A 24,355-nucleotide genomic window follows, 5' to 3' on the forward strand; every position below is an offset into this window, starting at 1 on the left:
AGGGAGAAGAGGATTATGTTAAGAGAGTTTGTAGAAAAGAAGCATTATCTGTTTGCCAAGGAAGCGAAGGATTGGGAAGACGCTATCATCATGAGCTGCAAGTCTCTGGAGGCAGACGGAACGGTAGAATCCAATTATGCCCATGACATCGTAGAGTGTGTCCGCAAGTACGGTCCGTATATTGTAATCATGCCGAACATTGCGATGCCGCATTCCCAGGAGGGTGCAGTCGGAGTCAATAAGACAGCCATCGGCTTCATGAAGCTGGAGAAGCCGGTCAGCTTTGACCCGAACGACCCGGAAAAGGACGCTCAGCTGTTCTTCACACTGGCATCCTGCAATCCGGATCAGCATCTGAATAATATGATGCGTCTGTCAGAGATGCTGATGAACGAGGAACTGGTAGCAGAGCTTCTGAAGGCTGAGGGGCCCGAGGATCTGCTGAAGCTTCAGGAGAAGTATCTGGACAAGTAAGAACCTGACTGCGGCCCGTGAGGTCGGGCTGCGGTTATCATAAAGGGGAAAATGTAGGAGGAAAAGAGTTATGGATATTTTAATGAGAGCATGGTCGTATTTTGCTACGAACATTCTGCAGCAGCCGGCGTGGATGATCGGCCTGATCGTACTGATCGGTTACATTCTGCTGAAGAAACCGTGGTATGATGTACTTGGCGGAACCATCAAGGCAGTCGTAGGTTACATGATCCTGGCAGCAGGTTCCGGCGGACTGGTAAGCAACTTCCGTCCGGTGCTGGTAGGTCTGAAGGACCGTTTCAATCTGGACGCTATGGTTATCGACCCGTATTTCGGACAGAACGCGGTAACCGCAGGCGTGGAGGAAGTATTTGGAAAGCCGTTTTCACAGGTTATGATGCTTCTTCTGATTGCGTTTATCATCAACATTTTACTGGTTCGTTTCAGTAAGGTGACAAAGCTTCGTTCCCTGTTTACCACAGGTCACGTACAGGTACAGCAGGCTTCCACAGCTTACTGGCTGATCCTGTTCGCACTGCCGGGACTGGCTACCAATAACACAGCGCTTCTGGTAGTAATGGCAATCGTACTTGGTCTGTACTGGGCAGTAGGCTCCAACCTGACCATCAAGCCGACCCAGGAGCTGACAGACGGCGCAGGCTTCTGTCTTGGACATCAGCAGATCATGGGAGTAGCACTGTTCTCCTGGATCGCAGGCAAGATGCATGAGCGCGACGTAAAGAAGGGCAAAGAGGCTTCCAAGAAGCTGGAGGATATCGAGCTTCCGGGCTTTATGTCCATCTTCAACGAGAACATGGTATGTACCGCAATTCTGATGACTGTATTCTTTGGAGCAATCCTTCTGGTTCTTGGCAGAGATTATCTGACTGAGGCCGGATTCATGAAGGAAGGACAGAGCTTCCTGTTCTATATCCTGACTGTCTGCCTGAACTTCGCAGTATATCTGGCAATCCTGCAGCTGGGTGTTCGTACCTTCGTAACAGAGCTGACCAATTCCTTCCAGGGTATTGCCAATAAGTGGCTCCCGGGTTCCGTACCGGCAGTAGACTGTGCAGTATCTTACGGTTTCGGTTCTCCGAACGCAGTACCGCTTGGATTCCTGGCTGGTGCTCTTGGACAGTTCCTTGCCATCGGCGCTCTGATTCTTCTGAAGAGCCCGGTACTGGTAATTGCCGGATTCGTACCTGTTTTCTTTGACAATGCGACCATCGCGGTGTATGCTAATAACAAGGGCGGTCTGAAGGCAGCGCTTATCCTGCCGTTTATCTCCGGTCTGTGCCAGGTATTCGGTTCTGCGTTAATCGCAGGCTGGGTAGGTATGGCAGCATACGGCGGATACCTTGGTATGTGGGACTGGGCAGTTGTATGGCCGGTATTCACAGTTCTGATGAAGTACTTAAGCTACGCAGGTCTGGCAATCGTTATTGTTGCCCTGCTGGCTATCCCGCAGCTGCAGTACAGAGCTGACAAGGAAGGCTACTTCCTGATGACTGAGGACTGGGAAGCATACAAAGAACTGAAGGCTAAGAAGGCTGAATAAAGATTCGTCAAATATACACTAGTTAATCCGATAGGAGGAAACGACAATGTTGAACATTTTGGTTTGCTGCGCAAACGGCGCCGGAACAAGTCTGATGATGAAGATGACTACAGAGAAGGTTGTAAAGTCTCTGGGTATCAAGGTTGGAAAGCTGCATCACTGCTCTCTTTCTGAAGGAAAGAGCTCCGCAACCCAGTTTGATGTAGTATTCTGCCCGCTGAACTTCATCTCCATGTTCAAGGAAGCAGAAGCAAAGGGTGTCCATGTAATCGGTCTGAAGAACGTCATGTCTCAGGCAGAGATGGAAGAGAAACTGAAAGCATCCGGAGTGCCGCTTGAGTAATAACTAAAACGAGGGCGCGTCCCTGTGGCTGGAAGGCCGCGGGGAGGCGCTTTTGAGTTTTGGGTAAATAAGAGAGAAGGAGTGTGGCGTCGTGAAAACAAGCCGTTTAATTGTAAACAGTCGAAGAGAGAGAATCCTGGAGACCGTGAGGAATGGCGGAGATGTATCTGTAAACAGCTTATCGGAGCAGCTGCAGGTATCGCCTCTGACGATTCGACGCGATCTCCAGTATCTGGAAGAACATAAATTGCTGGAGCGTTTCTATGGAGGAGCGCGTACAGGAAATGCGGAGGTTCCGCGCCAGAACAGCCGGGAGCTTCGAAAGGAACGGATCGCCAGGTACGCGGCCAGCCTGGTGGAAGACGGTGACAGTATTCTTCTGAACACCAGCACCACAGCCCTTGCGATGGTAAAATATATCACCAGCCGGAATGTGACTATTATCACCAATAATGGGAATATCATCAACGAGGAAAATCCTTCCCATGCAACCATTGTGCTTCTGGGCGGAGAACTCCGTTATCAGAAGGGCGCCATGGTGGGCGATTTCACCAAGAACAGTCTGGCTTATGTGGCCGCGAAAAAGTGCTTTGTCGGATGTACGGGTATCAGTCCGGATATCGGTATGGTGACAGAGATGATGAGCGAGGTAAATCTGAATCAGATGATGTTTCAGAGAGTAACTGGAACGACCTATATATTGGCAGACAGCTCCAAATTCGGTGTCAGAACCGGAGGCGTATCCTGTCCGCCGGAGAAGATAGAAAATATTATCACGGACGTAAATGCCCCGGCGCAGATGGTCTGTGAATTTCGAGAAATGGGAACCTGGGTATATCAAGTAGATTAGGTAACTGGTCAGGTACTGAACAGTTACAGATTAGGAGATTGTGACAATGAAGGTAAATAAGATTAAAACACATGAGCTTGAGAAATGCTATTCTATCTGTCCGCTGACCTACAACGGAACAGAGCATATGCTGGTAGCAGCAGAGAAGGTAAACAAGTGCCTGCTGTTTGACCTGGATGGAAACCTGGAGGAGACCGTATGGGACGAGCCGGGCGGAGTTATGACTATGGTTCAGATTCCGGGAAGCAACGGCGAGTTCCTTGCTACCCATAAATTCTATTCACCGAATGATTCCAAGGAGGCAAAGATCATTCTGGCTTCCCCGAAGGGAAAGAATGACTGGGTAGTAAAGACCATCGTAGACCTGCCCTTCGTACATCGTTTCGATATCCTGACTAGAGGCGGCGTAAACTACATCATTGCCTGCGCGCTGAAGTCTGGTCATGAGTTCAAGGACGACTGGAGTATGCCGGGTAAGGTATGGGTCGGCGAGCTTCCGAATGACTTAAGCGATATCAACGAGAACAACCAGATCAAGCTGGTTCCGCTGAAGGAGGATCTGCTGAAGAATCATGGCTATTGCCGCGTAGAGAAGGACGGCGTCATGAGCGGTATCGTGGGAACCGAGAACGGCATCTTCAAGGTAACACCGCCTGCTGAAAAAGGCGGCGAGTGGACCGTAGAAACTCTGACAGAGGATCCGGCCAGCGATATGACCTTCGCCGATTTCGACGGAGACGGCGAGGATGAGATGCTGGTAATGACACCGTTCCACGGCGACACCATCAAGATTTACAAGAAGGCAGACGGCAAGTATACCTGCGTGAAAACCTTTGAGGGCTCCTATGAGTTTCTGCACGGTATCTGGGGTGCAGAGATCCTGGGCAAGGGCATGGCGATCATCGGCAACCGTAAGGGCGACCGCGACCTGATGGCATGCTACTATGACGGCAAGGATTATGTTCTGGAAGTGCTGGATCATAACGTAGGACCGGCAAATACCCGTGTATACAAGAAACCGGGCAACAAGCTGGGTATCCTGTCCACCAACCGTGAGATTGACGAAATCGCGTTTTATGAGATTGAGAGCCTGTAAGGGCTCTCCCTATGAGAGGAAATATTATGAAAGCATATAGCATTGGATTATACGAGAAAGCCATGCCGAACACGCTGACCTGGAAAGAGAAGCTGGAGGCGGCCAAAGAGGCAGGCTACGATTTCGTGGAAATCAGTATCGATGAGACCGACGCGAAGCTGGCCCGTCTGGACTGGTCGAAGGAAGAACGCCTGGAACTGGTAAAGACCATGTATGAGGTGGGTCTGCCCATTCGCAGCATGTGTCTGTCCGGTCACCGGAAATACCCGCTGGGAAGCAGCGACCCGGCGACAGAGGCCAGAAGCCTGGAGATCATGGAGAAGGCTATTCAGCTGGCAGACGACCTGGGCGTCCGCATCATTCAGCTGGCAGGCTACGACGTATATTATGACGAGTCCACACCGGAGACCGTAGAGCGTTTCGGACGGAACCTTAAGAAGGCTGCCCGGATGGCAGCCAGAGCAGGCGTACTCATGGGCTTTGAGACCATGGAGACCGAGTTCATGAATACCTGCGAAAAGTCCATGAAATATGTGGACAAGATTAATTCCACTTACTTGAATGTATATCCGGATTGTGGTAACATCAATAATGCAGCAATCACTTACGGAACCGATGTACTTGCAGATCTTCGAAGCTGTGACGGTCATGTGGTTGCTATGCATCTGAAAGAAACTGTTCCGGGTAAATTTCGCGACATGATGTACGGAGAGGGACAGGTAGATTTTCCGGCGATGATTGACACCGCATGGGAGATGGGCGTACGCCGTTATGTAACGGAGTTCTGGTATCTGGGCAAGGAAGACTGGAAGGCAGACCTGCATTTTGCAAATTCTGCCATGCGTAAGCTTCTGGATCAGAAAGAAAACGACTAAGCGCGGTCCGCAGTATCATTTTCAAGGAGGAAAAATCGTGTTAGAGGAACTGAAAAAACAGGTATACGAAGCAAATATGGAGCTTCCGAGAAGAGGACTCATCACCTATACATGGGGAAATGTCAGCGGAATTGACCGTGAAAAAGGACTTTTCGTAATCAAACCCAGCGGAGTTGAGTACGATCTGCTGAAGCCGGAAGATATGGTAGTTATCGACCTGAACGGTAATAAAGTAGAGGGCGATTACAATCCGTCTTCCGATACACCGACCCATCTGGAGCTGTACAAAGCATTTCCGAAGATTGGAGGCGTGGTACATACCCATTCTCCGTGGGCTACCTCATGGGCACAGGCAGGCCGCAGCATTCCCTGCTACGGAACCACTCACGCAGACTACTTCTACGGCGAGATTCCCTGCGCAAGAAGCCTGACCGCTGACGAGATCAACGGCGAGTATGAGAAGAACACAGGCCTTGTTGTCATCGAGACCTTCAACGAGAGAGGCATCGATCCGATGCACGTACCGGGTGTTCTGTGCACCAACCATGGACCGTTCACCTGGGGAACTGATGCAGCCAACGCAGTTCACAACGCAGTGGTTCTCGAGGAGGTTGCCAAGATGGCATGCCGCACCGAGATCCTGAATGCCAGAGTACAGCCTGCACCGCAGGTTATCCAGGACAAGCATTTCCTGAGAAAGCACGGTGCGAATGCTTACTACGGACAGATTAAGAGATAAAGAAAGAGAGATAAGAAAGCAGCAGCCGGATCCCATGTGATTCGACTGCTGTTTTTTATTTGTTCACGCAGCTGCTTTCGTTTCAGAAATTTGAATCGATGTTTTCAAAGTAAATAATTTGATAATCTTTGTCAATACTATGAGAAAAGGGCATCCGCGCATTGACTTAAAAAATGGAATCTGTTACGATACAGGAAGTTAGATAACACTAACTGCATGTGAATAAATCAGGCAGACTCCTTTGGGAAGAATTGGATTATCCTTCCTGTGTCCATGAGACTGGGAAGATGTATCGGGTGGCTCCCTTGCATCTTCCGGTGTTCTGCCCGAAAAGAGATTCATATTGAAAGGAGATTATCAAAATGGATTTTTTACAGATTGAGAAGGTTGTGGGAAGAGAGATTCTGGATTCCAGAGGAAATCCGACGGTAGAGGCTGAGGTAACTCTGGCAGATGGCACCGTAGCGCGCGGAACCGCTCCCAGCGGCGCTTCTACAGGTGAATTTGAGGCGCTGGAGCTGCGTGACGGTGACAAAAGCCGATATCTGGGAAAGGGCGTTACAAAGGCCGTAGAGAACATCAATACCATTATCAATGAGGCAGTCAAAGGCCTGGATGCTTCTGACATCTACGCCGTAGACCGTGCCATGATCGAGGCGGACGGCACGAAGGACAAGTCCAAGCTGGGTGCAAACGCGATTCTGGCCGTATCCATCGCGACCTGCCGTGCGTCAGCAGCAGCTCTGGATATGCCGCTGTATCGTTTCCTGGGCGGCATCAATGGCAATCGCCTGCCGGTGCCGATGATGAATATTGTAAATGGTGGCTGCCATGCACTGTCCTCCGGACTGGATGTACAGGAGTTCATGATCATGCCGGTGGGCGCGCCTTCCTTTAAGGAGTGCCTAAGATGGTGTGCGGAGGTATTCCATGCGCTGGCGTCTATCCTGAAAGAGAGAGGGCTGGCCACATCCGTCGGTGACGAGGGTGGTTTTGCTCCGGCACTTAAATCTGACGCAGAGGCTATTGAGACGATTCTGGAGGCCGTAAAGAAGGCCGGATACGAGCCGGGTAAGGATTTCATGATTGCAATGGATGCGGCTTCTTCTGAGTGGAAGAGCGAGAAGGGCAGGGGCTTTTACAAGCTGCCGAAGGCCGGTACAGAATTTACGGCGGAGCAGCTGATTGAGCACTGGGCTGACCTTTGCGAAAAGTATCCGATTATTTCGATCGAGGATGGTCTGGATGAGGAGGATTGGGAAGGCTGGCAGAAGCTGACGGCCCGTCTGGGCGACAAGGTACAGCTGGTTGGCGATGACCTGTTTGTGACTAATACGGAGCGTCTGTCTAAGGGAATTGAGATGGGCTGCGGTAACTCTATTCTGATCAAACTGAACCAGATTGGTTCTGTGTCTGAGACGCTGGAAGCTATCAAGATGGCTCATAAGGCTGGTTATACGGCTGTTACCTCCCATCGTTCCGGCGAGACTGCGGATACGACGATCGCAGATCTGGCGGTTGCGCTGAATACCTGCCAGATTAAGACGGGTGCGCCGAGCAGAAGTGAGCGTGTGGCGAAGTACAATCAGCTGCTGCGTATCGAGGAGGCATTGGGTAAATCAGCGGTTTATCCGGGAATTAAGGCGTTTAATGTGAAGTAAGGTATAGAAGACGGACGGGCAGGGACTTTGTGATTTCCGTGTTCATCGTTTATCGGACAGTGTGTGCCACCCACGGACTTGAGGTCCGCAGGTGCCCCACGCAGTCCGATAAAACGCTGTACACTGGAAATTACAAAGTCCCTGTCCTGCCCCTCGGGCCTCATAACCTAAATTATTTCTTTTCAAATACCGCAGTGATCCGCGTATCCGCGTTCAACTGCACCTCTATCTTCTTGTGTTCCGAATCCCCCGACACAATCTCCCCATTTTCTATCTCCCAGCGCACAAACCGATCCCCCTTGGCATGCAGAGCCTGTAAGGACACCGGATAATCGGTGTAGTACTGGCCGGTCCAGTCGGATGTGGTCAGGTCGGGAGTGAGGGTATTCAGGGTGACGGTGCCGCCGGGTTCATCTTCGCTCCCTTCGGTGCGAACATTTAAAGTTATGTCAACTAATTCGCCGTTCAGGTCAAAGTGGTCGGCCAGCTGGGCGAGGACGACTTCGCGGCGGTTCTCGAAATAGGTGCGCAGGGTCTCGATCTGGGCGTCGTAGGTATCATGCCAGAGCTCCGCGTTCCAGCGCTGCCAGCTGATGGCTGCCTGGTCGGAGGTGCTGGCTTTCTGTTCGTCCAGAAGGGTGCTGACGCGGTCTGCATCGAAGTTTTCGTTGGTCATGTCCAGAAAGGTCTGAACGAACTGACGGCGGAAGTCTTCGTTCCGCATGAGACCTGGCAGGGGCTCCGTGTCCAGAAGTCCTGCCGGGTAGTAGCCTGCGTGGTCAGTGAAGGCGTCCATCTTCCAGGGCTCGTTATTTTCATATTCGGTTCCCACGGCCAGGGCGTCGTCCAGGTCGTAGAGGATCCAGCGCCATTTGCCATCGTTGTAATCTTCGCCGGTGGGGCCTATGCTTCGCCAGGTGTAGACATTGCCGCCCAGAGGGCGGGTGTCGGTGTTGGCAATGTAGATGTTGGTGCAGAGCCAGTCGATGAGGCTCTGGATGTCTACTTTTTCCAGGAGCGCTGTGTAGTTATCCGGATCAGACAGATCCGTCCGGAAGAGGTCCAGGACTTCCTGCCAGCAGGTGTAGTCTTCGGCGTTGCCGGATTGGATTTCTTCGCTGTCTTTGATGAGCAGAATATCAGACGCCGGTACCTGATAATGATTTTCCAGATATTCAGCGGAGTATTTTTCCATCAGATAGTACATGCCCCAGTATTCTCCGTTCAGGAAGAGCTGACAGGGCCGGTATTCCTGTACGGCGGTGTTGCGGTCATCCACCAGACGGAAGAAAAAGGTCTTAGTCAGGGTACGGCTGTTGTTCAGAATCAGGGTCGGACAGGTCTCGTCCGGATCGCTGAAAACCGAGGCGAAGGTATTGTTCCCGTAGCGTTTGCGGGCAAACAGGGTGAAACTTTTCTGCGGAAAGCTGCGGGAGGCGTTGCCGCGTATGCGGATGCCGCATTCCTGATCGATGCGGACAGTGCTCTCGCTGTCGAAAATGGTCAGCTGCGCGCGCCGCTCGGACTCAGAGCCTTCCCGGTGGTAGTTCATGTAATCCATCAGATCAATCCAGGGGAATTCTTCATAGATGATGCCATCCTGCAGAGCCTGCTCATAGACAGATCCACGGACATAGATACCACGTTCGTCGGAGAAAAGGTTGTCGGGCTCAGAAATCAGGGAGACGATCCAGGCATTCTGGTAGCCCTCTTTCCGGTCCAGATTGATGAAGTAGGTGGCAGTCACCGGATTGCTCTGATTGCCGTCTGCGTCAAAGGCTGCGGCGCGGAGGATGACTGCTTTGTCTACGGCTTCTGTGGGCGGAAGATAGGCGGTGGTCTCGGCTGCGATATCGGTCCGTGCGGAGTAGACATTGGGCTGACTGCCGGGATCGGTAAAAGTCAGAGAGCCGTCATAGACCGGCGAGGTTTCATCGGGCACACTGCCATCCAGGGTATAGCGGATGGTGAGCCCATCCGGGACGGACATAGAGACGGTGACGGAGTTTTGATAGAAGCCGCTGGGCGTCTCGATGACCGGCTGCTCTGACAGAAGCCGGTGTGCCTCTGTGTTGGAGGAGCCGGGGGTGGGGCGCAGTTCAGCAAAATCATCTCCGCCGTCTTCCGTGCGGGCGTAAACGGTCCCGGCTGTCAGAGAGGCAGGCAGCGTGACGGAATCCACCGGAAGAGCCGGTTCGGTCTTCAGGGTTGTCAGAATAGTGATTTCTTCCCAGGTGACTGTGACGGTTTTGGCGTTGGAGAGATCAAGGGAGATGCCAAGACTGCCTTCCGGGGCGGGAGCGTCTCCGCTCAAAGCATAGATACAGGCATAGCCATGCGGCGCGATTTCCCCCACAAGCAGCATATCTGATGTTTCGGAATCGGTGCCGACGCGAAGCCCTGCCAGGGAAATGGTTTTCCGGGTGGGATTGTACAGCTCAAGATAGTTCTGGTAGGTGACGCCGTGGCTGACCGGAGTTCCCGGATTAGCGACACAGATTTCATTGATTTTCAGGGAGAGAACCGGCTCCGTGTAGCTGACGGTGCGGTATTTGAAGCCCAGAACGACAAGCAGAGCCAGACCGAGCGTAATACCGGCGAGTTGTATGGAGACGATCGTTTTCCGGCGGGGGGATAGTTGTTTCAAAGTCATTACTCCTTAGCATGTAAAAGTTTGATTTCTTTCTTAAAATGGGCGGTGATGCGGACGTCTCCGGACAGATGAACCTGGATTTCCGGATCATTTACATCACCGGAAACAATCTCTCCGCCATCTACTTCCCAGCGTACAAACCGATATCCTTTGGCGGAGTCCGCCCTTACGGTCATGGGATAATCCGTGTAATACTGTCCGTTCCAGTCGGTTTCGGAAAGATCCGGGGAGATGGTATTCAGTTTGATGCTGCCCTGCTTGTCCGGAACAGAAGATAAAGTTGTGTCAACTAATGGCCCTTGCAGGCCAAAATGTTCGGCCAGCATCGGGATGATGTATTCGGCACGGTGCTCGAAGAATGTGTGGAGCTCCGCGGTCTGTTCTTCGAAGGTGCCTGTCTGGGGAGCTGTGTTCCAGCGCATCCAGCCTGTGTCAGCCCAGGCATGCTGTTCTTCAAGATTTTCCAGAAGCGCTTTTACGTGCTCCCAGCGGAAGCTCTCGTTGGCCATGTCCAGGAAGGTCAGGACAAACTGGCGGCGGAAGTCCTCATTTTTCATGAGGGCGGGCAAGGGATCATCGTCCAGAAAACCCAGCTCGGAGTAAGCGGAATGTCCGGTGAAGGAGTCGAAGGCGTAGGCTGGGGTAGCAGCCAGATCCGTTCCGACAGCCAGGGAGTCGTCCAGGTCGTAGAGCATCCAGCGGAAGCGTCCGTCGCCCTCGGCATCGTTTTCCGGTGTGAGTGTCTGCCAGGTGAGGACATTTCCACCCAGAGGCTTGGTATCGGTGTTGGCGATGTAGATGTTGGTACACATCCAGTCGATGAAGCTCTGCATATCCATTTTGGTGAGAAGCTCCTGATAGACGTCCGGATCAGCCAGATTCTGCTCCGCGAGAAAGGTGCGGAGTTCTTTGTAGCGGGCAATATCCTGAGGGCTGCCATTTTCCACATAGCGGGTATCCTTGACGAGCAGGGTATTGTCGGGAGCTACGTCGTAATGTCCTGCAAGATATTCGGAGGAATATTTTTCCATCAGGTAATACATGCCCCAATACTCGCCGTTCAGAAAGACCTGGCAGGGAGTATATTGCTGAATGGCCGTATCGCGGTCTTCCACCAGGGAAAAGAAAAAGATCTTCTTTAGCTGACGGCCGGAGTTCAGTATCAGATTCGGATAGGAAATGCCCGTATCAAAGAAAACAGGCGAAAAGGAAGAGGAACCATAGCGGCTTCTGGCGTACAGGGAGAAGCTTTTCTGCGGGAAATGACGGGATTCATTGCCGCGAATCCGTATACCGCAGTCCTGAGCCAGCGTCTCTTCCCGGGAGGCGTTAAAGAATTGGATATAGACCGGGCGTTCAGCTTCTGCGCCTTCCAGATAATAGTTGGTGTATTCGGTCAGATAGGTCCATGGAAGGCCGTTGTAAATGAGTCCGGCTTCCATGGCGTCATCATACAGGGCGCCGCGGACGTAAATACCGGTTTCAGAAGAAAAAAGGTTGTCCGGATCCGTCACGAGAGAAAGCACAGCAGCATTTTCATACCCATCCTTCTGATCAAAGTCGATAAAATAGGTGGCCGTAGTGATATTGCTGGAATTACCGGCGGCGTCAAAAGCGACGGCGCGCAGCACCACAGCCTTATCGACCGGAGAATCCGGTGGCAGGTATCCGCTATCTTCTTCGGTGATATCAGTGCGGGAGGCATAGCGATCGGAATGAGAGCTGGGATCCATCAGTGTCAACGAGCCGCTGTAGAGGGGAGAGTCCGTCGTCGGGTCGCTTCCGTCCAGCGTATAATGAACCGTAGTGCCGCTGGAAGAACTGATTTGCAGGGAAACCGTGTCTTCATAAAAACCACCTGGCTGGGAAAATATGGGATCTTCGAGTACAAGGGCAGCTTCCTGATTGGCAGTCCCGGGTGAGGGTCTCATCTGGGCAAAGGTTTCTCCGCCGTCTTCCGTGCGTGCGTAGACAGCTCCGATTTTCATAGAATCGGGGATGTAGACGGTATCTAGCAAAATGGTGGATGCTGTACCGGCTGTATTTTCCTCTAAACGTGTCAGTGAGATAGTTTCGTTTTCAGAGAGACTGAAAGGGACAGAAAGCTGCCCTTCAGGCACGGAGCCATCCTGCCCTGCGGCGTAGATGCAGAGATGAGCGCCGGGTCCTATGGTGACGTCGGGCAGCGGGGCCAGCGTGTAGTCGGAGGTATCAGACAGATACAGTCCGTCCAGGGAAATTGTATTATTATTGGGATTGTAGAGCTCGATGTAATCCTCGTATATCGTGGAACCGCCGACCTGCGTGGCGAGACTGGAAACCGAGAGCTCATTGATACAGAGCGGTTTCAGAGGAGCTTCAAGCCGGGAGAAGCGGTATTTCCGGAGTCCCCAGGCAGAGAGGGAGAGCGCCAGGGCGGCAGTGATTAGAAAAACCGGGAGTGTTTTTCGGAACCGTGGGGAACAAGTCTTCATACAGGCTCCCCCTCATTAAGCAGAAGTAATTCGCTGCCATTCAGGGCGTAATCACAGGGGTCTCCTTTTGTGAGCGATACTTTTCCGGCAGTTCCTTCCGTCAGGGCATTGCAAAAAGGCTCCAGCTGTCTGACAGGCACCAGGGCTTCGAGATAGACGGAATCGGTATAATCGGAAGCGAGGGTCGGAATTTGTTCCTGTCCCATCAGATACTGAATTTTACCCAGATCTGTGTAATCGGTGCGGATCTCCAGTCGTACGCCGGACTGACGGGTAAGAATCACGGAGCTTCGAAGTCCCTCCTGAACTGCCCCGGAATAGGCGCGCACCAGTCCGCCGGTGCCCAGCAGGGTGCCGCCGAAATAGCGGGTTACGACAACGGCTACATTGTGAATATCTTCTTTTAAGAGGACGTCCAGCATGGGACGGCCTGCGGTTCCGGCCGGTTCACCATCGTCACTGCAGCGGGTCAGCTGGTGGCGGCTGCCGATGGTAAAGGCTGTGCAGTTATGACGGGCATCCCAGTATTTTTTCTTTGTCTGTTCGATGAAGCGAAGGGCTTCTTCTTCAGAGGTGACGGGGGTTACTGTGGCGATAAAACGGGATTTTTTTTCCACAAGCTCACCTACACCGCCCTCATATGCAAAACGGTATGCTTCTGACATGTTACTTCCTTTCAGGAAGCCTGTCCGCTCTCCAGAGACATCATATCGTCTACGATTTCCAGAAGACATACGGGCGTCACTGCATTTTTTATCAGACTTCGGAGCATTTCCCGGGCCCGGCTTTCTGAAGCTGATACGGGCGGCGTGCTTTCCGCTTCCTCCACTCCGGGAGACTCCGTCAGTGATTTTTTAATGCAGATCCGATAGAGCGGGGCGGGTGATACGGGCCGTTCTTCCTCTATCAGATAATATTTCAGGTGCAGCAGGTTTCCTTTTTCGTCTGTGACAGAACGGGTTTCAATCAGGTATTCTTTTTGCATGATAATCTCCTTTGCGTCGGGCTGTGCCGGGTTTTCAAAAATTATACAGGAATACCTGAAAAAAGAATGTCGAAAGCTGTCACAGATATTAAATTTTTACAGTGTATATTATTATAATATAAACAGGCATCTCCGCACAAGGGACAGACGCGGGGAAATGCTTAAGAAACTGTGAATTTCTCAAATAACTCTTTATTCTGACATTACTTTTTGATATAATGATTGGATGTATAGGAGGATAAAACATGAATTACGGGAAACGCAGTACTTCGAAAAAGCAGAAGTCTATGCACTCCAAGTCCGCGAAGGCCGGTAAAAAGGCCAGCGTAATTTTTATAAAAGCATTTCTGGTTTGCCTGCTGGCAGCAGGCGTGATCGGTCTGTGCGCCGGAATCGGAATTGTCAAGGGAGTCATCGACAATGCGCCGGATATTGACAGCACCAGTGTAATTCCGAGAGGATACAAGTCCGTCATGGTAGACTCTGATGGAAATAAAATGGCAGAGCTTATCACAGCGGGCTCCAATCGTGTCTGGGTGGATATTGACAATATTCCGGAGCATGTGCAGAAAGCTTTTGTAGATGTAGAGGACGAGCGCTTTTATGAGCATAACGGCATTGACCTGAAGGGTATTGTCAGAGCGGGCGTGAAGGGCATCGCCAGCGGCTTCAAGAAAACCGAGGGCGCCAGCACCATTACCCAGCAGCTTCTGAAGAACAGTGTCTTTGACTTCATGAGCGAGGATACGCTGGTGGAGAAGATTGAGCGTAAGCTGCAGGAGCAGTATCTGGCTCTGGAGCTTGAGAAGATCATGACCAAGGATGAAATTCTGGAGGCCTATCTGAATACGATCAATTTAGGACAGAATACTCTGGGTATTCAGGCGGCAGCCAACCGCTATTTCAATAAGGACGTCAGCGAACTGACTATCTCTGAAGCTGCGGTTATCGCGGGTATCACCAAGAGCCCCACCAAGTACAATCCGGTTACGGATCCGGAGGAGAATGCCAAGCGGCGGGATATTGTACTGGAGGATATGAAGAAATGCGGTGATATCAGCGAGGAAGAATATCAGGAGGCCATGGCGGATGACGTCTATGACCGCATTCAGACCACCAATGAGACCAAGAGCAGCGCAAGCGTCTATTCCTATTATGTGGACGCGACCATTGCGCAGGTGATCAACGATCTGCAGGAGGTCAAGGGATACACATCCCAGCAGGCTTATAATCTGGTATACAACGGCGGCCTGACCATCGAGACCGCGCAGGATCCGGAGGTCCAGAAGATTATGGACGAGGAGACATCCAATGAGGATAACTATCCGGCAGGTGCCAAGATAGGCCTGGAGTATGCGCTGACTGTGGTGAAGCCGGACGGCACGCAGACCAACTACAGCAAAGAGATGATGGAGAAGTATTTCAAGGAAAATGAATCCTCGAAGTTTGAGCTGCTGTTTGACAGCGAGGAGGACGCGCAGGCGCACATCGACGCCTACAAAGAATCCATCGTGGAGGACGACGACAAGATTTACGAGACCATCAATATGACCATCCAGCCGCAGGTTTCCATGGTTGTGATGGATCAGTCCACAGGCTATGTAAAGGGAATTGTAGGTGGCCGCGGCGAGAAGACCGAGAGCCTGTCCCTGAACCGTGCCACAGATACGACCCGTCAGCCCGGTTCTACCTTCAAGGTGGTGGCGGCCTACGCGGCAGCGCTGGATTCCGCAGGTATGACGCTGGCGACTACCCAGTATGACGCGCCCTATAATTACGACGGTGGCAAGGGACGTCCGGTCCGGAACTGGAACGGCGAGAATTATCAGGGCTGGACTTCTCTCCGGAAAGGTATTGAGCAGTCTATGAATATCGTAGCTGTGAAGACGATTACGGATATCACTCCGGCGCTTGGCATCAATTACCTGGAAAATATGGGTATCACCACCATGCAGAAAGAGCTGAAGGATGGCAAGAACGATTACACCCAGGCTATGGTATTGGGTGGTATCACGAATGGCGTCAAGAACGTGGAACTGACTGCTGCCTACGCAACCATCGCCAACGGCGGAGTCTATGAAAAGCCAGTTTTCTACACAAAGATTACCGATCACGACGGCAATGTCCTGATTGATAATACGGAAGCTTACAGCAGAACTGTCCTGAAGGACAGTACCGCATGGCTTCTGACCAGCGCCATGCAGGATGTAGTGACCACGGGTACCGGTAAAGCCGTGAACTTCGGCGGCATGAGCGTTGCCGGCAAGACCGGTACGACATCGGATAACCGCGACGTTTGGTTCGTAGGCTACACGCCGTACTACACGGCGGGTATCTGGGCCGGCTATGACAATAACCACGAGCTCTCCAGTAAGAAGGGAGAGACCAGTTACCACAAAAAGATCTGGAAGGCAGTGATGTCCAGATTAAGCGAGGGACAGTCCGATATCGGATTTCCGAAAACGTCCTCCGTAACCAGCGCCACGGTATGCGCGGCGTCCGGTAAGCTTCCGATTCCCGGCATCTGTGACGGTATGGTGAAAACAGAATACTTTGCGGAGGGAACTGTGCCTACGGAGTACTGTGACGTTCATGTAACCGGTGAGGCCTGCGTGGAGAGCGGCGCTCTGGCCACAGACGCGTGCCCGGTACATGAGTTCCGGGTTATTACCCTGGTTCCGGAGGATAACAGCGTATCCGGTTCCCCGCTGGTAGCGAAGCCCTGCAGCCTGCATCCGGGCAATGTAATCGGCGCGGTAAATCAGCCGCCCACAGACGGTTCTGCGGCAATTGGCGAGATTGATGCCGGAGACAGTGGAGACACGGATGAGATCGACACAGGAGAATAACATGTATCAGACGATTTTCTTTGATTTGGATGGAACCTTGACAGATTCCGGCCCGGGTATCACTCGTTCAGTGGCGTATGCCCTGAATAAATGGAATATCAAGGTGGGGGACTACAGCGTGTTAAATACATTTGTAGGTCCGCCGCTGGCGGAATCCTTTGCGAAATATTATAACTTTACGCCGGAGCAGTGCCAAAAAAGTATTGAATATTACCGGGAATACTACGTGGAAAAGGGAATGTTTGAGAACTCCGTGTATCCCGGCATCAGGGAACTGGCGGCGTATCTGAAGGATGCCGGACGGAAGCTGGTCGTTGCTACCTCCAAGCCGGAAGCGTTTGCGGTTCAGATTATGGAACATTTCGGGCTGGCACAGTATTTCGATCGGATTGCGGGAGCCAGTATGGACGAAAACCGGGTGGAGAAGGCGGATGTGCTCCGCTATGCCATAGAGGCGGGCGGCTATGACCTGTCCGGGGCCGTGATGGTCGGCGATCGGGAAAATGACGTCCGTGGAGCCAGAGAAAACGGCCTTCCCTGCATCGGCGTGCTTTACGGCTATGGCAGCCGGGAGGAGCTCACGGAAGCAGGCGCAGCGCAGATTGCGGCGACCGTGGAAGAATTGAAAAAATGTCTTGAGAGATAAAGAAAAGGGGCTGTCCAATTCCGGGCAGCCCTTTTAAATAGCACTTTACAGTTGACAAGACACATGTAAAGTGCTATTTTTATGTTCAATGCAAAAACTGTTTCAGACAACAGACAGAGAAGAAAGAGGGCGTATCATATGGAACTGATGCCACATCTGAAGCTTCCGGATAATCTGGGTATCCATTACGGGATTCTGCCGGGAGATCCGGCCAGGGTGGACCGTATCGGAGAGCAGCTGGAGGATGTGCAGGAGCTTGCGTTTAACCGGGAATATAAGAGCATCCGGGGAACCTATAAGGGACTTCCGGTACTGGCGGTGTCCACCGGCATCGGCGGTCCGTCCATGGGAATCGCCGTGGAGGAGCTGACTCGTATGGGTGTGACCCATCTCATCCGTATCGGCAGCTGCGGAGCCTTGCAGAAGAATATCCGCCTGGGCGATCTGATCCTGGTACAGGGCGCTGTGCGCGACGAGGGCGCGTCAAAGACCTATCTGGATCCGATTTATCCTGCAGTTCCGGATTTTGACCTGCTGTGTGCCTGCGCGGCGGCAGCGAAGGAGGAAGGAATTCCGGCCCATGTGGGACTGGCCCGCAGCCATGACAGCTTTTATACGGATCGGGAGGATGAAATCGACGCGTTCTGGTCCGGGAAGGGTGTGCTGGGAGCAGACATGGAGACGGCTGCCTTATTTGTCATCGGGCGGCTGCGCGGCGTTCATACCGCTTCGATTCTCAATACCGTCGTGGAATACGAGGACAGCCTGGAGGACAATATCAACAGCTACACCGACGGCGCTTCCAAAATGATGCAGGGTGAACATAACGAGATTCACACAGCGCTGGAAGCATGCTACAGAATATCACAGGCGGATTAAGCGCCTGTCAGAAAATGGAGGATATGTGTTATGAGTAACGTATTTAAGACAAAACTGTCAACCGCAAGCCTGGTGCTGATCCCGGCCTGCATCGGAATCAATTATCTGGGTAAGCTGTTCGCTTCCGTACTGAAGCTTCCGCTCTGGCTGGATTCCATCGGAACCTGTATCGGCGGAGCCCTGGGCGGCCCCATCATCGGCGGTATCTGCGGCGCGGCCAATAACCTGATCTATGGCTTTACCACAGGCGATTCCATTACCCTGATTTACGCGCTGACCAGTCTTGGCATCGGTATCGCAGTTGGTATTATGGCCCGTCTTGGCAGAATGGGAAAGCTCAGCGGAGCGCTCCTGACTTCTGTTGTGGCAGGTCTGGTGGCAGTCTGCATTTCCACTCCGCTGAACGTTATATTCTGGGGCGGCACCACCGGAAATGTATGGGGCGACGCTGTATTCGCGGCGACACAGGCAGGCGGTATGCCGGTAGCGCTGGGCTCCTTCCTGGACGAGGTGGTTGTGGATGTGCCGGATAAGATCATTACCGTTCTCATCGTCTACGCGATTCTGAAGGGACTTCCGAAGAAGCTGACGGCGCTTTACGATGTGAACGAGGGCATCGAAAGCCTGGATTAATGAAAAACTACATAGGAGTGATGAGATGAAAAGTATCAGTCTGTACGTGGACAAGGATACTTATCTGACCCGGATGCATCCGTTTACGAAACTGTGCTATATCGTCACAGCCATCGCGGCTTCCCTGATATCAGGAAAGCTTACGGTGTTCGGCGTCTTCATCGGAATCAGTCTTGTTATGCTGCTCAGTGGAAAAATCATTCGCAAGGTTTTTCCACTGATTGCGTTTTCTTTTACAATTCTGATTACGATTTTTCTGATCCACGGATTATTTAACCATGAAAATGCTACCTTGCTGCTGGCGGCAGGCCCCCTGAAATTCTACCGGGAGGGCATTCTGTACGCAGTGAGAATCAGTCTCAACGTGCTGAACATGCTGCTTGCCTTTGCGGTGTTCGTGCTGACCACCCGGCCCGCGGAGCTGGTGGAGGACATGGAACGCATCGGTTTCTCCCCGAAGATCGGCTACGTTATCAGTTCGGTATTCCAGATCGTACCGCAGATGAGCGGCACCATGAATACGATTCTGGACGCCCAGAGAAGCCGCGGCCTGGAGACCGAGGGGAACCTTGTGACCCGCGCCAAATCCTTCCTGCCGCTTATCTCCCCGGTGGTTATGAGTTCTCTTATCAATACCAGAGAGCGTGCCATCGCGCTGGAAATCCGGGGCTTTGAGGCAGGCGGAAAGAAAACCTATCTGCGCGAGGATAAAATGAAAGGCTCCGACCGGATTCTCTGCCTGTGTATGGCGGCGGTGATTCTGGCTTCCGTGGCAGTGAGGGTAATACTATGACATATATCAAAGCAGAACATGTAAAATATCGTTATCCGAATACGAAGCGTCTGGCGCTGGACGATCTGAATTTCGAGATAGAAAAGGGAGCCTTCATCGGTCTGGTGGGCGAGAACGGAGCCGGCAAGAGCACGCTCTGTCAGGCTTTCAGCGGCCTGGTACCCGGATTTTTCAAGGGCGCGTATGGAGGAAAGCTTCTGGTGGATGGAATCGAGACGGGAAAAACGCCGGTTTCGAAGCTGTGCCGGAAAGTGGGACTGGTCTTTCAGAATCCCTTCAATCAGCTGTCCGGAGCCAAAGAAACCGTTTTCGAGGAAATAGCCTTTGGACTTCAGAACTACGGCGTACCGGCGGATGAAATGATCCGCCGCGTGGAGGAGGTTATGAAGCTTCTGGATATCTGGGAATACCGGGAGCGCAATCCCTTTGACCTGTCCGGCGGGCAGATGCAGCGGGTGGCCCTGGCCGGAATTCTGGCCATGGAGCCGGAGGTTATCGTGCTGGACGAGCCCACATCGCAGCTGGATCCGGCCGGAAGCGAAGAGGTCTTTGCAGCGGTGGACAAGCTGGCAAAATCTGGAATTACCATTATCATGGCGGAGCAGAAACTGGAAAAGCTGGCGGAGTACTGCGATCAGATCCTGCTGTTGCATAAGGGAAAGCAGATTGCGTTCGATACGCCGGAGCGGATCTTTTCCCGGGAGGATCTGGCAGAGTATGGCGTAAATCCGCCGGCCTATACGCGTATCTGTAAGGCCTTTGGCGTGAAGAAGGCAAATGGCTGCTATCCGGCGGCGCTGCGGGACGCGCTGGAATTAAAGAGCGCCTTCCCGGAAGAAACAGAGTTTGCGAAACGCTGTGGAGAGAGGGAAGCGGCCAAGGCAGCAGGAGCGGAGGTCTTTCGAATCCAGGATCTGAAGTTCCGGTATCTGCCGGAGGTTCCGGTGCTGGAACGTGTGAATCTGACACTGGATGGACGCTCCACCGCCATCGTAGGGCAGAATGGAGCCGGTAAGACCACGCTGGTGAAGCTGTTAAAAGGACTGCTGCGTCCGGTGGGGGGTACCATCTGGTACGGCGGTGAGGACATTGCGGGCAAAACCGTAGCCATGCTGGCAGGCCAGGTGGGCTATGTGTTCCAGAACCCGGACGATCAGATTTTCAAATACCATGTGCTGGACGAGGTCATGTTTGGTCCGGAGAATATCGGTATGAGTAAGGATGAGGCGAAGAAAAAGGCCCTCGCGGCTCTGAAGACCGTAGGACTGGAACAGCTGGCGAATGAGAATCCTTACGATCTGGAGATGTCTGAGCGGAAGCTGGTGGCCATTGCGTCGGTGCTGGCCATGGATACGAAGGTGCTGATTCTGGACGAGCCGACCATTGCCCAGGATTACCAGGGACGGCAGATCATCGGCGGCATTATCCGGAAGCTTCGGGCAGAGGGACGGACCGTGCTGGCCATTCTTCACGATATGGATTTCGTGGCGGAGAATTTCGAGCGCGTCATTGTCATGGCCCACGGCGGGGTGCTGGCTGACGGAACCCGGGAAGAGGTCTTCGCCCAGGAAGAGGTATTGAAGAAAGCGCGGATTGAGCAGCCCTATATGACCCGGCTGTGCAGCCTGCTTGGATATGAAAAACTGTATTTTGGAGGAATTTAGCATGCGGAAATTACTGGTTGTAGTAGATATGCAGAATGATTTCATCGACGGAAGTCTGGGAACAGCGGAAGCCGTTCAGATCGTAGATAACGTAGTGGAAGAAATTGGAAAATACGACGTGAAAGATGTATTTGCCACCAGAGATACCCATCCGGAGAACTATCTGGAGACTCAGGAAGGTAAAAAGCTTCCGGTGGTTCACTGCGTAAAGGGAACAAAGGGCTGGGAGATTAACGAAAAGGTGGCGAAGGCGCTGGGCGAAGCAGAGATTATCGACAAGCCCACCTTCGGCTCCAGAAAGCTGACGGAAAAGGAAGAACTGGAAGTGACCCTGATTGGCCTGTGTACAGATATTTGCGTGGTATCCAACGCGCTGCTCATCAAGGCTTATCTGCCGGAGACTCCGGTGAAAGTAATCGCCGCCTGCTGTGCGGGCGTGACACCCGCAAGCCACGAGGCGGCGTTGACCACCATGAAAATGTGTCAGGTGGAAGTGCTTTAATTATTTTTGATTTAATTGCGGTAGGAAGCAAGAACTTCCAGTAAATCATCGATATTCAGCGGCTTGGACATATGCCGGTTCATACCGGCCGCCAGGCAGCTGTTCACATCATCGGTAAAGGCGTTGGCCGTCATGGCGATGATGGGAATGGACTTGGCCTGGGGATGCTCCAGTGTGCGGATAGCCATGGTGGCTTCCAGCCCGTCCATGACAGGCATCTGAATATCCATGAGAATCGCGTTGTAGGTAAAGGGCTGGGCTGTGTTGAACCGCTCCACACAGATGGCGCCGTCTTCGGCCCGGTCGCAGGTGACGTCGTGGAGAGCCAGAAGCTCGGACGCCACTTCATAATTCAAATCATTGTCCTCGGCTATGAGAAGATGCATACCTCTGCAGAGTTCTCCGGCCGGGGCTTTTTTCTGTCCGATTTTGTCAGGCTCTTCGTCGGGATCCAGATAGGTAAGCGGAATGGTGAGCTTAAAGCAGGTTCCCTCGCCCGGCGTACTCTGTACATGGATGGTGCCCTGCATCAGCTCCATCAGCTCCCGCACGATGGTCAGACCCAGTCCGCTTCCGCGCACCTTATTGACCCGGGTGTCCACAGCCCGGGAGAATTTCGCGTACATTTCCTTTAAAAACTCCGGCGACATACCGATGCCGGTATCCTGAATAATGGAAATCAGGTTCAGTTGATGGTTGTGAGGCTGCAATTCCTCATAAATCTCGAAGTGGATTTCGCCGCCCTCGGGAGTGTATTTCACTGCGTTGGACAGCAGATTCATATAGAGCTGCTGAAGCCGCAGCGGATCCGTAAAGAGATGCTCATATGCGATATCGTGGATGGAGCAGGAAAAATGCAGATGCTTTTCGGGCTGTATCTGTTTTGCGGTTTCCAGTGTCTCGTGGAACAGCTTTGTGATACAGGTATCCACATTGTCCAGCTTCAGGGAACCGCTTTCAATGTAGCTGATATCCAGCACATCGTCTACGATTTGCTGCAGATAATGGCCTGCAATCTGAATCTTATCCAGCGCGTCCTCTATGCGTTTGGGATTATCCAGCTGGTTTCGCGCAATGGCGGTGAAGCCCATAACAGCGTTCATGGGCGTACGGATATCGTGGGCCATACGGGACAGAAAATCGGTTTTTGCCGCATTGGCCTTGTTGGCGGCTTCTGTGATAACGATCCAGTTCTGCTCCCGGTGCTTGGTGTCGCTGATCAGACGGGTGGTGTACAGTACATGTGTGACGTGCCCGTCAGAAGCCCGTTTTTTAACGATAAAGCGGGCCAGATGCCAGTTGCCGTCCTTGGCCAGATACTCGATGCCGATGGATTCATCATTGGCCAGACGCTCTTTTAAGGTGGACAGATCAAGGAACTGCATCACCCGGTCATAATACTCATGTGTAACAAAAGCGTTGCAGAGCTCCTTCATTTTCGAGGAGGCTTTTCCGGAAAGACCCGTCAGACGGTGAAACTCATCCTCACTGGAAATTTCGTCATAGATATCTGCCTCCAAATTGATGCGGTAAATGGAAAAATAAATCTTACTGATGGCGGATACAATCTCGCTGTTCAGCCTTGCCTCAGCCAGGGCAGACTCCAGTTCCTTCTGCTGGCGCAGCTCCTGATTGACGATATCGTCGATGTGATGAAAACCCACCAGAATATTATAAGGGGTGTCTTTATTATGAATCTTTACGGCCTGTATCTCAAAATATTCCTGTCCGACGGAATTGGGTAAGGCGCGAAAACGATAGATGACCCGTTCTTTTTCGGTCAGCTCTTCCTGAAGTGTGCGGCTGTCCAGGCGTGTGAGAAAATGCGGAGAGGAAGATTTGACTACGAAATTATCATAGTAGGCCTGAATGATCGCGCGGTGGGAAAGCTCCCGGGTCTGCATGGAAGCCAGAACCAGCTGCATGTTGGTTTTCGGGTCTACCTGTAGCAGCTCAATGCGCTCCGTCGTGGGATCCAGGGTATAGACACAGGTGTAATCCCGGCACAGGGCTTCCAGTACCTGCTGATCCTTTCGCAGGGCCTGCATACTGTCGCGCAGATCCGACTGGTTCTGTTCCAGCGTGGCGTCCATCCGGAAATTGGCCCAGGCGCTGCCCAGATGGCTTCCGATGACAGCCAGCAGGTTAATAAAACGGTGTGAACTTTCAATGGCCGGATTATCCAGCCCGAGAAAACCGATGAGTGTATTCTTGCTGAAGATGGGAAAGGAAATCTCACTGTGGATATCCTGCACACGCAGAATTTCATACTCGCTGGGCATAATGTCCCGGACATCTTCCAGATTTTTAATGATGATACTGTCGCCCCGCTCAAAGGTGGCCTGCCAGACCGGAATATCAGATAATTCTATCGTCTGCAGGTTATCCTTCTGTGGTGTAATTCCGTGCGCGCACCATTCATAGGTATTGCGATAGATATTCAGATCTTCGCGAAATTCAAAGATGAAAACCCGATCGGCTTTTGTATAATTGCCCATAGCCTGGAGCAGGTTCTGGATGGAATCATGCAGCTCCTGCTCATCGCGGGCGCGGTCAATCCGGACCATCTGATGCAGCATCAGCTCCAGATCATCCAGCTTGGATTTCAGATTATCATATGTATTTTTACTGGTCATTCGCATGACGCGTTTCACTCCTTGGTAACGTGATTTGATAAG

At 52.3% G+C, this 24,355-nt stretch carries 20 protein-coding genes; 15 read left to right on the forward strand and 5 right to left on the reverse strand.

Annotated elements, in window-relative coordinates; all coding sequences use genetic code 11:
• Nucleotides 1-15: 15 nt before the first annotated feature.
• From ACESZP_RS08120 to eno, 8 genes are all read left to right on the forward strand, one after another.
• Nucleotides 16-474 (forward strand): PTS sugar transporter subunit IIA, encoded by a 459-nt coding sequence (locus ACESZP_RS08120; RefSeq protein ID WP_158363505.1) that lies wholly within the window; start codon nucleotides 16-18, stop codon nucleotides 472-474.
• A 70-nt stretch (nucleotides 475-544) separates the two neighbouring features.
• Nucleotides 545-2,035 (forward strand): PTS ascorbate transporter subunit IIC, encoded by a 1,491-nt coding sequence (ulaA, locus tag ACESZP_RS08125; RefSeq protein ID WP_499708712.1) that lies wholly within the window; start codon nucleotides 545-547, stop codon nucleotides 2,033-2,035.
• Nucleotides 2,036-2,081: 46 nt separating this feature from the next.
• Nucleotides 2,082-2,378 (forward strand): PTS sugar transporter subunit IIB, encoded by a 297-nt coding sequence (locus ACESZP_RS08130; RefSeq protein ID WP_349164823.1) that lies wholly within the window; start codon nucleotides 2,082-2,084, stop codon nucleotides 2,376-2,378.
• Nucleotides 2,379-2,469: 91 nt separating this feature from the next.
• Complete coding sequence (locus ACESZP_RS08135) at nucleotides 2,470-3,228, forward strand: DeoR/GlpR family DNA-binding transcription regulator (protein WP_499708713.1); 759 nt, start codon at nucleotides 2,470-2,472, stop codon at nucleotides 3,226-3,228.
• Nucleotides 3,229-3,274: 46 nt separating this feature from the next.
• Nucleotides 3,275-4,324, forward strand: coding sequence for a hypothetical protein (locus tag ACESZP_RS08140; RefSeq protein ID WP_499708714.1), 1,050 nt, complete (start codon nucleotides 3,275-3,277; stop codon nucleotides 4,322-4,324).
• A gap of 26 nt (nucleotides 4,325-4,350) precedes the next feature.
• Nucleotides 4,351-5,199, forward strand: a complete 849-nt coding sequence (locus ACESZP_RS08145; protein ID WP_178038325.1) for an L-ribulose-5-phosphate 3-epimerase — start codon at nucleotides 4,351-4,353, stop codon at nucleotides 5,197-5,199.
• A gap of 37 nt (nucleotides 5,200-5,236) precedes the next feature.
• Nucleotides 5,237-5,938, forward strand: coding sequence for an L-ribulose-5-phosphate 4-epimerase (locus tag ACESZP_RS08150; protein ID WP_499708715.1), 702 nt, complete (start codon nucleotides 5,237-5,239; stop codon nucleotides 5,936-5,938).
• Nucleotides 5,939-6,300: 362 nt separating this feature from the next.
• Nucleotides 6,301-7,599 carry a phosphopyruvate hydratase gene (eno, locus tag ACESZP_RS08155; protein WP_178038323.1) on the forward strand — a complete coding sequence of 433 codons (1,299 nt, stop codon included), beginning with the start codon at nucleotides 6,301-6,303 and terminating at the stop codon, nucleotides 7,597-7,599.
• A 172-nt stretch (nucleotides 7,600-7,771) separates the two neighbouring features.
• Here eno and ACESZP_RS08160 read toward each other — a convergent pair whose 3' ends face one another.
• From ACESZP_RS08160 to ACESZP_RS08175, 4 genes are read right to left on the reverse strand one after another with little or no spacing between them, the layout of a single operon-like run.
• Entirely contained in the window at nucleotides 7,772-10,246 is a 2,475-nt protein-coding gene (locus tag ACESZP_RS08160) for a CotH kinase family protein (RefSeq protein WP_499708716.1), read from the reverse strand.
• A 5-nt stretch (nucleotides 10,247-10,251) separates the two neighbouring features.
• Nucleotides 10,252-12,726 carry a CotH kinase family protein gene (locus tag ACESZP_RS08165; RefSeq protein WP_499708717.1) on the reverse strand — a complete coding sequence of 825 codons (2,475 nt, stop codon included), beginning with the start codon at nucleotides 12,724-12,726 and terminating at the stop codon, nucleotides 10,252-10,254.
• Nucleotides 12,723-13,391: a YigZ family protein gene (locus tag ACESZP_RS08170; protein ID WP_499708718.1), complete on the reverse strand. Its 669-nt coding sequence runs from the start codon at nucleotides 13,389-13,391 to the stop codon at nucleotides 12,723-12,725. The genes ACESZP_RS08165 and ACESZP_RS08170 overlap by 4 nt, the downstream gene beginning before the upstream one ends.
• 11 nt (nucleotides 13,392-13,402) lie before the next feature.
• The gene (locus tag ACESZP_RS08175; RefSeq protein WP_499708719.1) at nucleotides 13,403-13,711 is read right to left on the reverse strand and encodes a DUF6514 family protein; all 309 of its coding nucleotides are present in this window, start codon (nucleotides 13,709-13,711) and stop codon (nucleotides 13,403-13,405) included.
• Between the two features lie 245 nt (nucleotides 13,712-13,956).
• Between ACESZP_RS08175 and ACESZP_RS08180 the strand changes: the two genes are divergently transcribed.
• The 7 genes from ACESZP_RS08180 (at nucleotide 13,957) to ACESZP_RS08210 (ending at nucleotide 21,677) form a co-directional block, all read left to right on the forward strand.
• Nucleotides 13,957-16,560, forward strand: a complete 2,604-nt coding sequence (locus tag ACESZP_RS08180) for a transglycosylase domain-containing protein (protein WP_499708720.1) — start codon at nucleotides 13,957-13,959, stop codon at nucleotides 16,558-16,560.
• Nucleotide 16,561: 1 nt separating this feature from the next.
• Nucleotides 16,562-17,206: an HAD family hydrolase gene (locus tag ACESZP_RS08185; protein ID WP_499708721.1), complete on the forward strand. Its 645-nt coding sequence runs from the start codon at nucleotides 16,562-16,564 to the stop codon at nucleotides 17,204-17,206.
• Between the two features lie 138 nt (nucleotides 17,207-17,344).
• Nucleotides 17,345-18,085 carry a nucleoside phosphorylase gene (locus tag ACESZP_RS08190; RefSeq protein ID WP_499708722.1) on the forward strand — a complete coding sequence of 247 codons (741 nt, stop codon included), beginning with the start codon at nucleotides 17,345-17,347 and terminating at the stop codon, nucleotides 18,083-18,085.
• A gap of 30 nt (nucleotides 18,086-18,115) precedes the next feature.
• On the forward strand, nucleotides 18,116-18,718 hold the full coding sequence (locus ACESZP_RS08195) for an ECF transporter S component (RefSeq protein ID WP_499708723.1): 603 nt from the start codon (nucleotides 18,116-18,118) through the stop codon (nucleotides 18,716-18,718).
• Between the two features lie 25 nt (nucleotides 18,719-18,743).
• Nucleotides 18,744-19,511, forward strand: a complete 768-nt coding sequence (locus ACESZP_RS08200; RefSeq protein ID WP_499708724.1) for an energy-coupling factor transporter transmembrane component T family protein — start codon at nucleotides 18,744-18,746, stop codon at nucleotides 19,509-19,511.
• The gene (locus tag ACESZP_RS08205) at nucleotides 19,508-21,175 is read left to right on the forward strand and encodes an ABC transporter ATP-binding protein (protein ID WP_499708725.1); all 1,668 of its coding nucleotides are present in this window, start codon (nucleotides 19,508-19,510) and stop codon (nucleotides 21,173-21,175) included. The genes ACESZP_RS08200 and ACESZP_RS08205 overlap by 4 nt, the downstream gene beginning before the upstream one ends.
• A gap of 1 nt (nucleotide 21,176) precedes the next feature.
• Nucleotides 21,177-21,677: a cysteine hydrolase family protein gene (locus tag ACESZP_RS08210; protein ID WP_499708726.1), complete on the forward strand. Its 501-nt coding sequence runs from the start codon at nucleotides 21,177-21,179 to the stop codon at nucleotides 21,675-21,677.
• A gap of 11 nt (nucleotides 21,678-21,688) precedes the next feature.
• Here the strand turns inward: ACESZP_RS08210 and ACESZP_RS08215 are convergent, their stop codons facing one another.
• On the reverse strand, nucleotides 21,689-24,319 hold the full coding sequence (locus tag ACESZP_RS08215) for a hybrid sensor histidine kinase/response regulator (RefSeq protein WP_499708727.1): 2,631 nt from the start codon (nucleotides 24,317-24,319) through the stop codon (nucleotides 21,689-21,691).
• Between the last annotated feature and the right edge of the window lie 36 nt (nucleotides 24,320-24,355).

It is taken from the genome of Candidatus Dorea massiliensis AP6 (assembly GCF_964245105.1).
Classification (GTDB): domain Bacteria; phylum Bacillota; class Clostridia; order Lachnospirales; family Lachnospiraceae; genus Laedolimicola; species Laedolimicola intestinihominis.

What these genes read in the sequence shown, in the direction of transcription:
- ACESZP_RS08130 (WP_349164823.1), top strand. Translation starts at nt 2,082, where the DNA reads ATGTTGAACATTTTGGTTTGCTGCGCAAACGGCGCCGGAACAAGTCTG.
- ACESZP_RS08195 (WP_499708723.1), top strand. Translation starts at nt 18,116, where the DNA reads ATGAGTAACGTATTTAAGACAAAACTGTCAACCGCAAGCCTGGTGCTG.
- ACESZP_RS08200 (WP_499708724.1), top strand. Translation starts at nt 18,744, where the DNA reads ATGAAAAGTATCAGTCTGTACGTGGACAAGGATACTTATCTGACCCGG.
- ACESZP_RS08185 (WP_499708721.1), top strand. Translation starts at nt 16,562, where the DNA reads ATGTATCAGACGATTTTCTTTGATTTGGATGGAACCTTGACAGATTCC.
- ACESZP_RS08205 (WP_499708725.1), top strand. Translation starts at nt 19,508, where the DNA reads ATGACATATATCAAAGCAGAACATGTAAAATATCGTTATCCGAATACG.
- ACESZP_RS08175 (WP_499708719.1), bottom strand. Translation starts at nt 13,711, where the DNA reads ATGCAAAAAGAATACCTGATTGAAACCCGTTCTGTCACAGACGAAAAA.
- ACESZP_RS08170 (WP_499708718.1), bottom strand. Translation starts at nt 13,391, where the DNA reads ATGTCAGAAGCATACCGTTTTGCATATGAGGGCGGTGTAGGTGAGCTT.
- ACESZP_RS08190 (WP_499708722.1), top strand. Translation starts at nt 17,345, where the DNA reads ATGGAACTGATGCCACATCTGAAGCTTCCGGATAATCTGGGTATCCAT.
- ACESZP_RS08210 (WP_499708726.1), top strand. Translation starts at nt 21,177, where the DNA reads ATGCGGAAATTACTGGTTGTAGTAGATATGCAGAATGATTTCATCGAC.
- ulaA (WP_499708712.1), top strand. Translation starts at nt 545, where the DNA reads ATGGATATTTTAATGAGAGCATGGTCGTATTTTGCTACGAACATTCTG.
- ACESZP_RS08215 (WP_499708727.1), bottom strand. Translation starts at nt 24,319, where the DNA reads ATGCGAATGACCAGTAAAAATACATATGATAATCTGAAATCCAAGCTG.
- ACESZP_RS08165 (WP_499708717.1), bottom strand. Translation starts at nt 12,726, where the DNA reads ATGAAGACTTGTTCCCCACGGTTCCGAAAAACACTCCCGGTTTTTCTA.
- ACESZP_RS08145 (WP_178038325.1), top strand. Translation starts at nt 4,351, where the DNA reads ATGAAAGCATATAGCATTGGATTATACGAGAAAGCCATGCCGAACACG.
- ACESZP_RS08140 (WP_499708714.1), top strand. Translation starts at nt 3,275, where the DNA reads ATGAAGGTAAATAAGATTAAAACACATGAGCTTGAGAAATGCTATTCT.
- eno (WP_178038323.1), top strand. Translation starts at nt 6,301, where the DNA reads ATGGATTTTTTACAGATTGAGAAGGTTGTGGGAAGAGAGATTCTGGAT.
- ACESZP_RS08180 (WP_499708720.1), top strand. Translation starts at nt 13,957, where the DNA reads ATGAATTACGGGAAACGCAGTACTTCGAAAAAGCAGAAGTCTATGCAC.
- ACESZP_RS08120 (WP_158363505.1), top strand. Translation starts at nt 16, where the DNA reads ATGTTAAGAGAGTTTGTAGAAAAGAAGCATTATCTGTTTGCCAAGGAA.